General features: G+C 73.2%; 14 protein-coding genes and 1 pseudogene. 5 read left to right on the top strand and 10 right to left on the bottom strand.

The annotated features are described in order from the left end of the window. Positions 1 to 56 precede the first annotated feature (56 nt). From ABD901_RS38865 to ABD901_RS38850, 4 genes are all read right to left on the bottom strand, one after another. Positions 57 to 1034, bottom strand: a complete 978-nt coding sequence (locus tag ABD901_RS38865; protein ID WP_345135103.1) for a LacI family DNA-binding transcriptional regulator — start codon at positions 1032 to 1034, stop codon at positions 57 to 59. Positions 1035 to 1508: 474 nt separating this feature from the next. Further along, positions 1509 to 1727, bottom strand: coding sequence for a hypothetical protein (locus tag ABD901_RS38860; RefSeq protein ID WP_345135101.1), 219 nt, complete (start codon positions 1725 to 1727; stop codon positions 1509 to 1511). An 85-nt stretch (positions 1728 to 1812) separates the two neighbouring features. Further along, complete coding sequence (locus tag ABD901_RS38855; RefSeq protein ID WP_345135099.1) at positions 1813 to 3735, bottom strand: hypothetical protein; 1923 nt, start codon at positions 3733 to 3735, stop codon at positions 1813 to 1815. Between the two features lie 73 nt (positions 3736 to 3808). Continuing rightward, on the bottom strand, positions 3809 to 4591 hold the full coding sequence (locus ABD901_RS38850) for a hypothetical protein (RefSeq protein WP_345135097.1): 783 nt from the start codon (positions 4589 to 4591) through the stop codon (positions 3809 to 3811). Between the two features lie 179 nt (positions 4592 to 4770). On the opposite strand from ABD901_RS38850, the pseudogene ABD901_RS38845 reads away from it, so the two are divergent. Then, positions 4771 to 4917 (top strand): annotated as a pseudogene (locus ABD901_RS38845) (RICIN domain-containing protein); the annotation flags it as partial. Positions 4918 to 4993: 76 nt separating this feature from the next. Here ABD901_RS38845 and ABD901_RS38840 read toward each other — a convergent pair. Together ABD901_RS38840 and ABD901_RS38835 are read right to left on the bottom strand one after the other, a co-directional pair. Next, complete coding sequence (locus ABD901_RS38840) at positions 4994 to 5695, bottom strand: alpha/beta fold hydrolase (RefSeq protein WP_345135094.1); 702 nt, start codon at positions 5693 to 5695, stop codon at positions 4994 to 4996. After that, positions 5692 to 6201 carry a pyridoxamine 5'-phosphate oxidase family protein gene (locus ABD901_RS38835; protein WP_345135092.1) on the bottom strand — a complete coding sequence of 170 codons (510 nt, stop codon included), beginning with the start codon at positions 6199 to 6201 and terminating at the stop codon, positions 5692 to 5694. The genes ABD901_RS38840 and ABD901_RS38835 overlap by 4 nt, the downstream gene beginning before the upstream one ends. A gap of 48 nt (positions 6202 to 6249) precedes the next feature. Between ABD901_RS38835 and ABD901_RS38830 the strand changes: the two genes are divergently transcribed. After that, positions 6250 to 6918, top strand: a complete 669-nt coding sequence (locus ABD901_RS38830; RefSeq protein WP_345135090.1) for a winged helix-turn-helix transcriptional regulator — start codon at positions 6250 to 6252, stop codon at positions 6916 to 6918. 56 nt (positions 6919 to 6974) lie between these two features. Here the strand turns inward: ABD901_RS38830 and ABD901_RS38825 are convergent, their stop codons facing one another. Further along, positions 6975 to 7484, bottom strand: coding sequence for a hypothetical protein (locus ABD901_RS38825; protein ID WP_345135089.1), 510 nt, complete (start codon positions 7482 to 7484; stop codon positions 6975 to 6977). A 136-nt stretch (positions 7485 to 7620) separates the two neighbouring features. On the opposite strand from ABD901_RS38825, the gene ABD901_RS38820 reads away from it, so the two are divergent. From ABD901_RS38820 to ABD901_RS38810, 3 genes are all read left to right on the top strand, one after another. After that, on the top strand, positions 7621 to 8319 hold the full coding sequence (locus ABD901_RS38820) for a GntR family transcriptional regulator (RefSeq protein WP_345135088.1): 699 nt from the start codon (positions 7621 to 7623) through the stop codon (positions 8317 to 8319). 510 nt (positions 8320 to 8829) lie between these two features. Then, positions 8830 to 10182, top strand: coding sequence for an MFS transporter (locus tag ABD901_RS38815; RefSeq protein ID WP_345135087.1), 1353 nt, complete (start codon positions 8830 to 8832; stop codon positions 10180 to 10182). Further along, positions 10179 to 11969, top strand: a complete 1791-nt coding sequence (locus ABD901_RS38810) for a substrate-binding domain-containing protein (protein WP_345135085.1) — start codon at positions 10179 to 10181, stop codon at positions 11967 to 11969. The genes ABD901_RS38815 and ABD901_RS38810 overlap by 4 nt, the downstream gene beginning before the upstream one ends. A 228-nt stretch (positions 11970 to 12197) precedes the next feature. Here the strand turns inward: ABD901_RS38810 and ABD901_RS38805 are convergent, their stop codons facing one another. The 3 genes from ABD901_RS38805 to ABD901_RS38795 all read right to left on the bottom strand — a co-directional run bounded on the left by ABD901_RS38805 (position 12198) and on the right by ABD901_RS38795 (position 15188). Then, positions 12198 to 13214, bottom strand: a complete 1017-nt coding sequence (locus tag ABD901_RS38805) for a glycoside hydrolase family 71/99 protein (RefSeq protein ID WP_345135083.1) — start codon at positions 13212 to 13214, stop codon at positions 12198 to 12200. Positions 13215 to 13329: 115 nt separating this feature from the next. After that, positions 13330 to 14934, bottom strand: coding sequence for a sodium:solute symporter family protein (locus ABD901_RS38800; RefSeq protein WP_380139621.1), 1605 nt, complete (start codon positions 14932 to 14934; stop codon positions 13330 to 13332). Between the two features lie 38 nt (positions 14935 to 14972). Further along, entirely contained in the window at positions 14973 to 15188 is a 216-nt protein-coding gene (locus ABD901_RS38795; protein WP_345135080.1) for a DUF3311 domain-containing protein, read from the bottom strand. Between the last annotated feature and the right edge of the window lie 10 nt (positions 15189 to 15198).

Raw genomic sequence — 15198 nt, 5'->3', positions numbered from 1 at the left:
TGTCGAACTGATTCGACAAATCACAAGGGGTGTTGGGGCTGGTTTGGCCGGTTTTCTCAGCGAACCTTGAGCACGGGGGCCAGCATCGTGACGGAGGGCTGGACCTCGTTGTTGAGCAGCCCGGCGAGGCGCTGCACCGCGGTGCGGGCGAGCTCCTCCACCGGCAGCGACACCGAGGTGACCGGCGTGGCGAGCCGGTCGACGGCGTCGTCGGGGCAGATGGCGACGATGTCGACGTCGGGCCGGCCGAGCCCGGCGAGCCGGTCGACGACCAGCGGCAGCGCCCACTCGTTGTAGACGACCATCGCGGTGATGTCCGGGTCGCGGCCGAGTAGTTCGCTCAGCGCGTCGACGACCCCGCCGGCCGAGGGCAGGCAGGACGTCCAGGTGGCCTGTGCGCCCTGTTCGCGCAGTGCGTCGAGGGCCCCGTCGCGCGCGTGCGCGGCGTACGCGACGCCGCGCCGGTACGTCTCCGGGTGCTGGCCGAGGAAGCCGACGTGGGCGTGTCCGCGCTCGAGGAGGTGCTCGGCGGCGGCGCGCCCGCAGGCGGCGAAGTCGAAGTCGACGTACGGCAGGCCGTAGGGGTTGTCCGGCGTGCCGACGAGGACGGCGGGGCACTTCAGGGAGCGCAGCAGCTTGGCCCGGGGGTCCTTGTGCTGCACCTCCATCAGCATCACGCCGTCGACGGCCGCGGTGCCGACGGCGTCGCGGATCGCGGACGCGCCGTCGTCGTCGGTGAGCATGAGCAGCTTCAGCCCGGCGTCCTGGGCCGCGGTCAGCGCCGCCCACACGTAGGGCATCTGGACCTGGTTGTGCGGCCCGTGCACGAGCGGCAGCGCCATGGCGATGACGCCGGTGCGCTTGGTGCGGATCGAGCGCGCCCCGGCGTGCGGGCGGAACTGAAGCTCCGCGATGCTCGCCTCGACCCGGGCGATCGTCTCGGCCGAGATGGACCGGTTGCCGCTGAGCACGTAGGAGACCGTGCTGCGCGACACGCCGGCGTGCTTGGCCACGTCCGCGATCGTCACTGCCATTGCCCGAGTCTCCTCCTCCCACTCACCGCTGTCCGCCCCGGGTCTCGCGACCGTTCGCACCCGTACGGTCTGGGGCACTTCGCCTTCGAATCAGTTCGACGATGATGTCGAATCAGTTCGACGCGTGGACCGTAACATCACCGGTGTGCGTGAGCAAGAGGCGCTGGGCGCGAGAGCGGGGCGCGCGAGCGAAGCGCGCCGGGCTGGGCAGTAGCGCCGGGCTGGGGCAGTAGCGCCGGGCTGGGACAGTAGCGCCGGGCTGGGACAGTAACGCCCGGGCACGAGCGAAGCGCTCGGCCCGGCCGCTCGGGCGCCGCCACGGTGGGGCGGCGCCATGTGGTCGGTCGGCTCGTTTGGCGCGCGTCGAGGCCGGCGCCGGCGAGCGCGCTTCGGAATGCGCGCCCAAGCGCCGCGTCCCGAAGCGCCGCATGCCTCGGACAGCGCGGCCTGAAGCGATGCGCGGGCGGTTTCGGGTTACGGGACGGTTTTCTCGATCGCGGCCGGGCCGAGCCGGTCGAGCTCGAGCTGGGCGCGGCGGATGTTCTTCGGTGTCGGGTCGTGGCCCTCGGCCGCGGCGAGATCCTCCGCGGTCCACTCCTGGTCCGCCCCCGTGCGGGCCTCGTGCCGGCCATTGGCGTCCACGGTGCGGGCCGCTGCCGGGACGCCCGAGATGATGGGTGTGTTGTCGTCCATGCCCACCCCCGTACCCACCTGCGACGCGCCTAAGCCCGGCCGGCGCGCAGCCTGCGGCCTCGCGCACGGCCGGATGGCGGAGCGGTCAGGGGCAGGCGGCGGCGAGGGTGTGGAAGCGGTCCTTGGCCCAGCGCGCCGACCCGGCCCGGTTGACGATGAGCAGCTCGTCGGCGACCGGCGCGCCGCCCGGGCAGAGCGCGTCGTCCAGGCGGCGGTGGTGCTCGGGCGCCTGGTAGAACGCCTCGAGGCCGGCGCGGTCGAGGTTGTGCTCGGGGCCGGTCGGCTCGAGGTAGAGCACGGCGGTGGTGGCCGGCCCGGGCGGGGCCTGCGCCGGGTCCGGCAGGATCCGGTAGGCGCGCTGGTTGGTGACGTCCGTCAGCGCCGCGCCCGCGCCGCCGAGCCGGACGTGCGCGGCGGGGTCGGCGCGCAGCAGCGACGCGGTGAGCTCCACCGCGCGGCGCGCATCGCGCTGGCCGAGCCGGGCGGCGAGGTTGGCCGGGTCGTCGAGCCGGCCCGAGGCGACGATCGCCTGCAGGTCGGGCAGCAGCCGGTCGGCGACGAGCCACTCGAGCGCCCCGACCACCTGCGACGGCTCGTCGGCGCCGAGGCTCGTGCGGCCGCGGGTCATGAGGTCGGCGGCGGCCAGCAGCTGCTGCTGCAGCGCCGGGTCGAGCTCGTTGACGACGGGGGACTGCGACGGGTCGACGCCGAGCGCCACCAGGCGCTTGCGGGGCGCGGGGTCGGGGCCGTCCAGCGTCGGGCTGTACACCTGGACGGAATAACGCACCGAACCAGGGTTGGCGAACGTCATCACCGGCGTGGTGGCCCAGGCGCCGGGCTGTAGCGCGCCGAGCGGCACGGTGCGCACCTGCGTGCCGGGCGCGACGCCAGCCAGGACGGTCGCCTCGGCGGTCGCCGTGCCGACGTTGGTCACGGTCACGCTCCAGACGCACTGCGACGACTCGCAGGCGGGCGCGTTGGCCCGGATCGCCCAGCGGGGCGCGGCGGTCACGCCGACCTGGAACTGCGACACGCGCTCGGGTGCCGCCGGCGGCGCGGCCGAGGGGGCCGGCGCACCGGCCGAGGTCAGCCCCGCGGCGGCCGGCGTCAGCAGCTCGGCGACGGCGGCGCGGGCCTGCGCGAGCGCGTCGCCGTCGGGCTCGGCGAGCGCGATGGCGACCTGCTGCCCGCCGCCGGACCGGCCGGCCGGCTGCAGCGGGCCGTTGTCGGTGAGCGGGCCGCCGAGCCAGACCACCGACGGCGGGGAGGTCTTCGTGACGGCGACGGTCCAGTCGTGGTACTGCACGATGTCCGCCGCCCGCCCGCGCCAGTCGACGGCGCCGATCGTCTTCGGATCGACCCCGGACACGGCCGAGTCGATCGACCCGGCGAGGGCCCGCGGGGTGAGCGCGAGGCCGATGCCGATCGGCAGCGCCACGCCCGGCTCGGGCTCGATCCACCGACCGGCGAGCCCCGACAGCTTCTCCGGCGCCCGGCGCGACCACCAGGCGGCGTCCGCCCGCACGTACGTGTGCAGGCCGCTGTTGCGCACCTCGGCCCGCCCGCCGCCGGGGTCGGTGATCGTGCCGCTGCCGGTGCCGTCGGAGGTGAACGTGAGGTCGGCGTCGACGGCCTCGCCGTCCGGGCCCGCGAAGGTCAGCTGCAGGCCGACCCCCGGCGCCGCGGCGAGGGCGCGCACGGCGTCCTCGACGGCCTGTGCCGCCGGGCCGCCGCGGTCGCGGACGGCGAGCGCGACGCCCACGCCGACCACGGCGATCATGATGAGGGCCGCCGCGAGCAGCCCGATCAGCACGCTGCGGCGCTCCGAGTGCGGCGGCGGGGCGGCCGGCGGCTCGGGCTCGCGGTGCGGCTCCGGCTCGTCCGGCGGTTCCTGCGGCCGTTGCGCCTCCGGGCTCGGCCGGGGGTCCGCCCAGGGCGACGGTGCGCCGAAGGGGTCGTCGGGCCGCCGCGATGGCCGGTAGACGGGCGCCGCCCAGTCTTCGGTCATCGCGGCTCCCCCTATGACGTTACGGACGGTCGTCGATCGACGACCGTCCGATCGTACGTCACCCGGTTGGGGCTCAGGCGGTGGCGAACATCGCGTAGAGCGCGGCCGGCGCGTTGACCGCCCCGGCCGGCTTGGTGATCGCCTTGACCGAGTCGAAGCCGCTGATCACCAGGTCGACGGTGAGGCCGGGGTCGATGCCGGTGCCGTCGAGCTTGAGGGCGGTCAGGCGCCCCTGCTCGTCGATGGTGGCCGTGAACGGCACGGCCTTGGCCTTGTCGCCGACCTTCTTGACGAGCTCCGCGTCGGGCGCCACCAGGCTCTCGGTCGCAGTGACGTCGACCACGCCGCTGAAGTGGGTGGCGTCGGCCTGCTTCACGTCGGAGGCGCCCTGCAGCATGCCGGCGGTGCCGATGGCCGGGTTGCCCTCGGTGTCGATCGGCAGCTGGGTCTTGTCCTCGACCTTGGTCGTGTCGATGTGCATCCACTTCGTCTTGGTGATGCTGAGCTGCTTGTTCGCCGCCGCGCCGAGGTCGGCCTTGAGCCACACGTCGGGCGCGATCACGGTGTACGCGAGCGAGATGGTCTGCCCCTCCACCTTGCCGCTGAGCTCGACCAGCGCCGCCTTGGTCTTCGCGTCGACCCGCCCGCCGCCGGACATGCCGGCCTGCTTGATCGTGAAGTTGAACGAGGCGGTGTCCAGCGTCTGGACCGCCTTGAGCAACACGTCCTTCGGGGCGGGCGCGGTGGAGACCGCGGCGCCGGGCGCACCGGTGCCCTCGGCCGGGTCCTCGCCGCCGCACGCGGCCACGCCGCTCGTCGCCAGCACGGCGATGAGCAGGACGCGCAGGTACTTCATGCTGCCTCCCTGGTAGCGGCGCACCGCACTCGCCTGGCGGCGCAGCCTGTGGGAGGCTACCGGTCCGCCCTTCGGGCCCGTTGCGCCCGCCCACCCGCTGGACTCGCGGAACGCCTCCGCCGTTCGGCTGTCCCGGGGCGCCGGGTAGGTTTCACGGCCTCCGGGGTCCGCACCGGGTCGTCAACGCCGGCGGCACGATCGTCAACCCGAACTCGGGCAAGTGCCTCGACGCGTCGGGCCGCGGCACCGCCAACGACACGCAGCTGCAGACCTGGGACTGCTACGTCGGCGGTACCCAGTCCAACCAGGTGTGGACCATACGCTGAGGTTCGCGGGGTTGTGGGCCTACGCGCCGGTCGCCGGCGCAGGGCCCGCGCTGAGCCCGCACACCGGCGTCGTGGCTCACGACCGAGGACGGGCGGGTGCGCCGGCACGCGCGGTGAGGTGGGCCACGAGGTCGTCGGGCCGGCTCAGCGCACCGAGGTGCCCGCCCGGGATCGGCTCGGCCGGCAGGCCCAGGCGCTCGCGTGCGAGGCGCGTCTGGTACTCCAGCGGGAACAGCCGGTCCTCGCGCCCGCTCAGCACCCGGGTCGGCACGTCCGGCCAGGCGTCGAGGGGCCACGGCTCGCCGAACGGCGTGCCCGACTGCGCCGGCTCGTGGCGCATCGCCTCAGCGGTCACGTCCGCCGGCACGTCGTGGAAGAAGTGCACCAGCAGGTCGAACTCCGCATCCGGGCCGCGGCCCTCGCGCACGTCGAGGGCCCGCCGGGCGGCATCCTGGCCGGTGTTGGCCCAGTAGTCGCCGGGCGTCTCACCCGGGACCGGGATCATGGCGTTGACGAGCACGATCGCCGACACCGGCAGCCGGTCGCAGGCCAGCGGCGCGCTCATCCCGCCCATCGACTGCGCGACCAGCACCACGTCGTCGCGGTCACCGGCGGCGGCGACGATGGCGTCGGCATACTGCGCCAGGCCCGCCGTGTCGTCCGCGGCCGGCAGCTCGACCGCGACCGCGTCGTGGCCGAGGCCGCGCAGCAGCGGCACGACCCGGTGCCAGTACCACGCCTGGCCGCCCGCGCCCGGCACCAGCACGAACGCCGTCATGACCGCGCACCGGACGCGGCGGCCCGCAGCGGCCCGGGCACACGCGTGGTGAAGTCGAGCACGCCCACCCACGACGGGCGCAGCGCGATGCGGGCCATCCGGGTGCCCGGGTGGTCCACGGCGGCCACGTTGGCCGCGCCCTGTTCCGGCCCGTAGTAGCGCCGGTGCGCCAGCACGTACTCCGGCACGATCCCTTCGACGTCGGTGACCTCGGCATCGCCGCGCAGCAGCAGCACCTCGGGCGGGGGCCCCGCCGCGTCGATCGTCACCGCGACCGCCGGCCGGGCCCGAAGCGCGGCGATCTTCCCCGCCCCGGCGAACGTCGACATGACCAGCTCCTCGCCGGTCCAGTGGAACATCATCGGCATCACCCGGGGCGTGCCGTCGCCGGCCACGTAGGCGAGCCGGGCGAGCTCGCTCGACGCGAGCAGCCGGACCGCGACCTCGTGCTCCAGCAGCCCTAGCGATCCTTGCGGAAGTCCCGTCATCGCTGCATCTCCGGTCATCAGTGCGATTTTAGTACCGTTAGGTGCGATGCTAGTACACTCGTGTCCGTGGCGCGAACCTATGACGACCCCTGCGGGCTGGCCCGGGCCCTCAACCTCGTCGGCGACCGCTGGGCGCTGCTGGTCGTGCGGGAGCTGCTGCTCGGCCCGAAGCGCTTCGGCCAGCTGCGCCGCGGGCTGCCTGGGGCGAGCCAGAGCATGCTGACCAGCCGCCTGACCGAGCTCGAGGAGGCGGGCGTGCTGCGCCGTTCCTACTTCGGGCCGCCGACGGGCGCGTGGGCGTACGAGCTGACGGGGGTGGGCCGTGACCTCGAGCCGGCGCTGCTCGCGCTGGCGCGGTGGGGCAGCCGCACGGAACTGTCCTCGACGACCGAGCTGAGCGTCGACGCTCTCGCCCTGGCGATGCGCACGACGTTCGCCGCCGCGCCGGCGGCCGGCCTGACGACCCGCGTGGCGCTGGTCCTGGACGGCGACCCGCTGCTGTGCGAGATCGCCGGCGGCGCGCTGCGGATCACCCGCGCCGAGGCGCCCGCCGCGATGCTCGACGCGGACGCGACGGTCGAGACGACGGCCGCGACCTGGCGCTCGCTGATCTTCGCCGGCGCGTCGCTGCCGGCGGCGGAGCACGACGGTTCGATCGAGGTGCGCGGCGACCGCAGGATGGTCGCCGACATGGTGACCCTGTTCCCGCGCCCGGCACCGCACGCGGTCGTGTGACGGACGCAGAACGGCCCCGGCCGGGATGGCCGGGGCCGTAGTGCTTCAGCCGATCGTCACCCCTTGATCGCCGGGCAGTACTTCGCCGCGTCCTCGCCCGCCGCGTCGAGCTTCTGCTCGTAGTCCGGGTCGTCGACGGCCTCGAGGGTGAGCAGCTTCGAGACGGTCGCGACGAACCCGTCGATCGCCGCCCGCGCCTTCGGGTCGGCGGCCTTGGCGGTCTCAGCGCCGACCGCCTTGGTGAGCCGCGCAATGAACGCGTCGGCCTCGGTCCTGGCCTTCGCCTTCTCGGCCTCGTCGTTGTCCATGTTCGCCGTGGCCAGCCTGAAGCCGATGTTGGCGAGGTTCATCTTCTCGTTGTCGAGGATGGCGACGACCTTCGTGCACATCTCCTCGGTGCTGACGCCGTCGCCGTTGCCGGCCGCGCCCGGCGTGCCGGTGCCGCCGGCCGCCGCGGACGCCCCGCCGCTGGTCCCCGCCGAGGCGGCCGAGCCGCCCGCCTTCTTCTCATCCGCGTCGTCCGCGCCGCACGCCGCGCTCAGCCCCGCCATCACGGAAAGGGTCATGATCGTCAAGATCCGTCGAACCAGCATGGAGCTCCCCATTCTCCTGGTGGTCAAGGTCAACAGAGCATAGACGCAGAGGATCGTGCGCGGGTGGCCGGATTGTTCAACGATCCTGCATTGTGCGATGCTGCTGTGCGTGACGCGAGCTGCCGCTGCGGATGACTGGACCCTCAGGCTGGCCGACGACCGCGCGCAGCTGGACCGCGGCGGCTACGGCGAGCGGGTCGCGGAGGTGCTGCGCGACCGCATCACCGAGGGTGTCTTCCCGCCCGGCACCAGGCTCAGCGAGGAGGCCCTGCGCGAGGCCCTGGGCGTCTCCCGCAACACCCTGCGCGAGGCCTTCCGCCTGCTGTCGCACGAGGGACTGCTGACACACGAGTTCAACCGCGGCGTGTTCGTGCGGGAGCTGACCGCCGAGGACGTGCGCGACCTCTACGCGATCCGCCGCATCCTGGAGGGCGCCGCGGTGCGCGGCGTCGCCTCCGCCCCGCCGGGCGCGGTCGATCGCATCCGCGAGGCGGTCGAGTCGGCCGAGGAGGCCGCCCGGCGCGGCGCGTGGGTGGAGGTCGGCACCGCGAACATGCGCTTCCACCAGGCAGTGGCCGGCCTGGCGGGCAGCCGCCGCGTCAGCGAGACGGTACGCCGCCTGCTCGCCGAACTGCGCCTGGTCTTCCTCGTGATGTCGGCCCCGCGCGAGTTCCACGAGCCGTACCTGCGCACGAACCGTGCGATCTACGAGATGCTGGCCGCGGGTAAGGCGGCTGAGGCCGACGAGGCGCTGGCGGATTACCTCGATGCTGCCGAGGAGCAGTTGCTGGCCGTTTTTGATCGATGAGGGCGGCTGCTCGCGCTGGCTGGGCCTTCTTGTGGGCGCTTCGCGCGGTGGTTGCGCGCTCTTGTGGGCGCTTCGCGCGGTGGGTGCGCGCTCTTGAGGGCGCTTCGCGCGGTGGTTGCGGTCTCCTGAGGGCGCTTCGCGCGGTGGGTGCGGTTTCTTGTGGGCGCTTCGCGCCTTAGTCGCGGTTTTTCTTCTTGCCTGGCGCTCGCTTCGCTCGGGGCGCGCGTGGGGGCTTCGCCACCCCACACCCCCCATGGCCGCTGCGCGGCCACTTTCTTCCGCGCTTCGCGCCCGTGGCCTCCTGGTTGCGGTCTTTTGTGGGCGCTTCGCGCAACAGGGGTCTCCTGTGGCGCTTGCGTGCTGCTGGCTGTTTGTGTCCGAGAAAGATCGCGGGCGCTGGCGACTGCGCGCGGGGTGGCATAGATGGTCTTGGGTTTGCCTATTGCTGGATCGTTGAACAATCCTCTACCTTCGTGTGAAGTAGCTCTCACGATCCGTTAGGGGCCCACCATGGCAAAGCGGACAATCGAGGCATCACGCAATGCGGCGGCGCCGAAGCGTGTTGTGCTGGCGGCGCTCGTGGGGACGTCGCTGGAGTGGTACGACTTCTTTCTGTACGGGTCGGCCGCGGCGTTGGTGTTCGGCAAGTTGTTCTTTCCCTCGTTCGCCTCTGTGACCGCCACGCTGCTGGCCTTCGCCACCTACGCGGTCGGGTTCGTGGCGCGGCCGCTCGGGGGCATCGTGTTCGGGCACTTCGGCGACCGTGTCGGGCGCAAGGGCGTGCTCGTCGTGACGCTGGTGCTCATGGGGGGCGCGACGTTCGCCATCGGGCTGCTGCCGACGTATGCGACCTGGGGAGCCGCGGCGCCGATGCTGCTGGTCGCGCTGCGGTTCCTGCAAGGGCTCGGGCTCGGCGGCGAGTGGGGCGGGGCCGTGGTGATGACGATGGAGCACGGCGGCGAGGCCAAGCGTGGGCTCAACGCGTCGTGGCCGCAGGTTGGGGTACCGGCGGGAAACCTGCTCGCGGCCGGAGTGCTGTGGGTGCTCAACGCGACGCTGTCCGACGCGACGTTCCTGTCGTGGGGGTGGCGCGTGCCGTTCCTGCTGTCCGGGGTGCTCGTCGGCGTCGGGCTGTGGATTCGCGTCGCGGTCGCCGAGTCGCCGCGGTTCGCCGAGGTCGAGGGGGTCTCGGCGACCGCGCGGATGCCGCTGGTCGAGGTGCTCGCCCGGCATCCGCGCAGCCTGCTCGTGGCCATGGCCGCGCGGGTCGGCACCGACGTGGCGTTCTATACGTTCACCTTGTACGTGCTGACGTACGTGACCGGGACCGTGAAGCTGCCGCGCGACTACGCGCTCTCGGCGGTGCTGGTCGGCTCGGCCGTGCAGCTGGGGCTCATCCCGCTCTTCGGCGCGCTGTCCGACCGGGTCGGGCGCCGGCCGGTGTACGCCGCCGGCGCGGTCGTGGCCGCGCTGTGGGCGTTTGCGTTCTTCCCGCTGCTCGACACCGGCAACCGGGGCGCGATCGTGCTGGCCGTCGTCGTGGCGCTCGTCGCGCACGCGGCCATGTACGGGCCGCAGGCCGCCTTCGTGGCCGAGCAGTTCTCGACGCGGTTGCGCTACTCGGGCGCGTCGATGGGGTACCAGATCGCGGGCATCTTCGGCGGCGCCCTCGCGCCCATCATCGCCGTCAAGCTCGTCGCGGCCACCGGCAGCGCGCTGTCCGTGTCCGTCTACGTGCTGGTCGCGCTGCTGGTGACCGGCGTCGGGCTGGCGTTCGCCCGGCCCGGGCCCGGGCCCGAGCCCCAGGAGCAGGAGCAGGCGGTCGCGGAACCGGGCCGGGCGGTCGCCGGGGCCACTCCATGACCCGCGGGCGCGTTGCGGTCGCGGGCGTGCTCGCCCTGGCCGCGGTCGCCGGCGCCTACGTGTGGCTGCGCCCGGGGCGGGCCGACGGCAACCTCGGCCGTGACGACTGCGTGCAGATCGAGGTGAGCTCCTCGACCGAGAAGGCCGACCTGCTCGCCGAGCTGGCCGCGCGGTACAACACGGCCGGGCGCACCTTCGGCGGGCGCTGCGCCGGCGTCTCGGTGCACAAGAAGACCTCGGGCGCGGCCATGGAGGCGCTCGCCGCGGGCTGGGACCCGGCCCGCGACGGCGGCCCGGTGCCGCAGGTGTGGGCGCCGTCGTCGTCGCTGTGGCTCGGGCTGCTGCGCGAGCGCGGCGTCGATGGGGCGGCGCCGCTCGCGGAGGACGCGGACGAGGCCGGCGAGGTGCCCTCGATCGCGCAGAGCCCGCTGACGATCGGCATGCCGCAGCCGATGGCCGAGGCCCTCGGCTGGCCCGAGCGGCGGCTCGGCTGGGCCGACGTGCTCGCCCTCGCCGGCGACCCGCGCGGCTGGGGCGCCTACGGGCACCCGGAGTGGGGGCGCTTCACCCTCGGCAAGGACAACCCGCACCTGTCGACGTCGGGCCTGGCGGCCACCGTCGCGGCGTACTACGCGGCCAGCGGCAAGTCCAGCGACCTCACCGTCGATGACCTGCGCCGGCCCGCGGTCGCCGACTTCGTGCGCGGCGTCGAGGCGAGCGTCGTGCACTACGCCGACGACGCCGTGCGGTTCCTCGGCAACCTCGCCGAGGCCGATGCGCAGGGGCGCTCCACGTCCTACGTCAGCGCCGTCGCCATGCAGGAGCAGCTGCTGTTCCTGTACGACGAGGGCGCGCCGGACGGCGACCCGGCGCAGATCGGCAAGGGGCGCCGGCCGCGCGTGCCGCTCGTCGCCGTGCACCCGCGCGACGGCACCCTGATGTTCGACCACCCCTACGTCACGCTCGCCTCCGCCACGCCCGACCAGCGGGCCGCGGCCGGCGACTTCCTGCAGTTCCTGCGCCAGCCCGCGCAGCAGGAGCGCTTCGCCGCCACCGGGTTCCGCGACTACCAGGGCCGGGCCGGCGCCGCGCTGTCGGCGGCCATCGGGCTGCCCGGCGGCCAGCCCGACCTGTCGCTCATCGACCCGCCGGCGCCGACGGTGCTGTCGCAGATGCTGGCCGGGTGGGACGACCTGCGCAAGAAGGCCCGGGTGCTGCTCGTCATCGACGTGTCCGGCTCGATGGACGAGCCGGCCGGCGGGGGGCGGAGCCGGCTCGAGGCGGCCAAGCAGGCGGCGATACAGGGCCTCGCGCGGCTGCATGCGGACGACGAGGTCTCGCTGTGGAAGTTCTCCACGGCGGAGAACGGGGCCAGGCAGCCGTACGACGAGATCGTGCCGTTCGAGCCGATGCGCGCCGGCCAGGAGCGGCTGCAGGCCGCGATCGGCGCGCTGCACCCGGAGGGCGGCACGGCGCTGTACACGACCGTCCGTGCGGCACAGCAGAGCATGGTCGCGCAGTACCGGCCGGACCGGATCAACGCGGTGGTGATCCTGACCGACGGCAAGAACGAGTACCCCCGGGACAACGACCTCGCCGCCCTGCTCCGCGACGTCAACGCGGACGACATGGAGCACTCGGTGCGGGTCTTCGCCATCGCCTTCGGCGACAAGTCCGACCTCAAGACCCTGTCGGCCATCGCGAAGGCGTCGCGGGCGGCGGCGTACGACGCCCGGAACCCGTCCAGCATCAACGACGTGTTCGTGTCGGTGCTCAGCAACTTCTGATGGCATTCGGAAACGCTTGACACCGGCGGTGTATCGACGTAGAACAATGCGAGAGCGCTCTCTCGTGCACGCCCGGGCCGGCCGCCACCGGTCCGGGCGCGCGGTTTCGCCGCGTCAGGCGGCGGCGTAAGGGTTCGCCGTGTAGGTCCGCGACAGGTTGCCGGGCACGGTGAAGTAGGCCGCGGCCACGTGCGCCGGGTCGGTCGCGAGCCCGCGGGTCCGTTGCGCTCAACGTGGATGAGCGGTGAACACCTCGTGGAGGATGTCGACGTACACGCCGTGCCCGGACGCGCTCGGCCAGTCCGTCGTGGACTCCACCGACGTGCCCTCGCCCCACTCGTTGTACGTCGTCACGAGCTGGAACGAGGCCTTCGACGTGGCGACGGTGGTCGCGTCGCGGCGGAAGCGCTGCGGGTCGCGGGCCAGCAGCGGGGTGCCGGTGTCGTTCTTCCAGAAGCCCGGCGAGCACACCGCGGAGTACCCGTTCTGCACGTCCAGCCCGCCGCCGGGCGCGTACTGGTGCCAGCCGTCGGGCTGGTTGCGGCAGTCGCGGTACCCGCCGAAGACCTTCAGCACCACGTAGAAGCCGGCGGTGTTCGCGGCCTTCCAGCGGTCCACCATCGAGCAGCCGTCGGTGCCGTCGCCATAGGCGAAGATGACCGGCCTGCCGTTCACGTGGAGAAAAGCCGGGCTCGAGGTGTACTTCCCGAGGTAGGCCAGGTCGGCGGCGAGCGTGGCCGAGGACGGGTCGCCGAAGCCCTCGTTCTCGTAGTAGACCGTCCACGCGAAGTGCAGCCGCTCGGCCTCCTTGAGCAGCACGGCGAAGCGGCGGTCCTCGCGCTTGCCGGCGCCCCACCACGAGGCGATCCCGGCCTGCAGCCCCGCGTACTGCATGTCCGCGATCTGCCGGTCCACCACCTTGGCGTCGTCGCCGTTGTACTGCCCGGCGCTGGGCGTGTAGTGGCTGCCGTTGTTGGCAAAGTTCTCCGGGTACCACGGGTAGTAGAACGTCGCCCGCAGCGGCAGCGAGACGCTCGCCGCCTTCGCGCTCGCCGACGGCGACGCCTTGTGCAGCCCCGCGTTCGTCGACGGTTCGGACCCGCCGAGCCCGGCGAAGGTGTCGGCGTCGATCGAGCCGCTCGCGGACGCCCCGGCGTCGGGCGGGGCCCCGGTGGCCTTGGCGGAGCAGGCGGCGAGCCCGAGGAGCGCGGCGAGGATCGCGGCGGCCCGGAAGATGCGCGTCACGGCCGGGAGGTTAGCTGCCGCACCCGGCGGCGGGCCTTAACACCGATTGAAATCCGGCTTTGGTCACATCGGGGAGGCGGGGCCCGGGGCCGCCGCAGCCCCGGGCCCGTCCCGTTCAGTACGGGTAGCGCTGCCCGCGGCCGGCCGCGTGCACGCCCGCCGGGTTGCTCGGCAGCCCGTCGAGCAGGGTCTCGAGCCGCTTCACCATCGGGTCGTCGGCGTCCGCGTCGTAGTCGTCGGGGCGGGTCGCGTCCCGGCCGGTGCGCACTCCCAGCAGCCGCAGCACGATCGTGCCGAACACGACGACCGCGAGGTTGACGAGGAGGGCCACGATGCCGACGTACACCGGGATCCCGTCGATCGTCGTGATCGATCCGCCGAAGTGCGCCTTGACCACGATCCCGCCGGCGCCGAGCTGCGGGATGTCGTAGAGCTGCACGAGGCCCACCCCGAGCCCGGCGACCATGCCGGCGATGAGCGCGAGGCGGTGGAACCAGCCCGTCATCAGCCCGAGGAACGCCGCCGGGACGGTCTGCAGGATGATGACGCCGCCGATGAGCTGCATGTCCACGGAGAACGCCGGGTCGAGCAGCAGGATGCAGCCCACCGCGCCGAGCTTCACGACCAGCGACGTCCACCGGCTGACCCGGGCCTCCTGGGCGGGGGTGGCCGCCGGGTGCAGGTAGGCGCGGTAGATCGAGCGGGTGAACGCGTTCGCCGCCGCGATCGACATGACCGCGGCCGGGATGAGCGCGGCGATGCCGAATGCGGCCAGCGCGATCCCGGCCGACCACGCCGGGAACAGCTGCTGGAACATCTGCGGCATGATCGTGTTGAGGTCCCGGCCGACCGGCGCGACGCCCTGCGACAGCGCGAAGAAGCCGAGCATCGCCATGAGCCCCAGCACCATGCAGTAGATCGGCAGGGCGGCCGCGTTGCGCTGCACCGTCGCCCGGTCCTTCGCGGCGAGCATGGTCGTGAGCGCGTGCGGGTAGGCGAAGATCGACAGCGCCGAGCCGATGACGAGGGTGAGGTACGCCGTCTGCCCCATCGAGCCGCCCAGCAGCAGCCCGTCGGTCTTCGACGGCGTCGCCGCGAAGTGCTCGCCGGCCTTGCGGAACGTCTCGCCCCAGCCGCCGGACATCGCCACGACCAGCAGCGCGGCGACGACGACCCAGCCCAGCAGCACGTCCTTGGCGATGGACAGCAGCGCCGGCGCGCGCAGGCCGGAGCGGAACGTGCTCAGCGAGATGACGGTGACGGCGGCCAGCAGCGGCCACTCGCCCGGCATGCCGACGGTCTGCAGCACGGCGCGCAGCGAGGCGAGTTGGACGGCGATGTACGGCATCGTGGCGACGATGCCGGTGACCGCGACCGCAGCGCCCAGGGCCCGCGAGCCGAAGCGGGCGGCGGAGAACTCGCCGGGCGACAGGAAGCCGTGCCGGTGCGCGACCGACCAGGCCCGGGTGGAGTAGACGAACGACAGCGGCGTGGTGATGGTCGCGAACGACACGGCGAAGAACCCTAGCGCCCCGACGCCGTAGGTCAGCGCCGGGACCGCGACGAACGTGTAGGCGCTGTACATGCTGCCGCCGAGGAGGAACCAGGTCGTCCAGTTGCCGAACGCGCGGCCGCCGACGCCCCACTCCTCGAGGTTGTGGATGTCCTGCGGCCGCCGCCAGCGCGAGGCGACGATGCCCAGCAGCAGCATCACGCCCATCAGCGCGACGAAGACGGCGGTCTCGACCCCCGTCCCGGTCACCGCCCGAGCCCCCGCGAGCGCTGGTTGGCAACGTGGACGCCGGAGATGATCACGATCGCGAGGACGATGCAGGCCATCTGGTACCAGTAGAAGAACGGGATGCCCCACAGCATCGGCGTGGCGCGGTCGTACAGGGGCGTGAGCAGCGGTGCGAGCGTCGGAATGGCCAGTAGCCAGTAGCCGGAGCGGGCGCGACGAGCGGGCGGTGCCATCGGTTCCTCC

The organism is Dactylosporangium darangshiense, assembly GCF_039537565.1.
GTDB lineage: Bacteria > Actinomycetota > Actinomycetes > Mycobacteriales > Micromonosporaceae > Dactylosporangium > Dactylosporangium darangshiense.
This window is presented reverse-complemented; position numbering and strand designations above follow the sequence as displayed.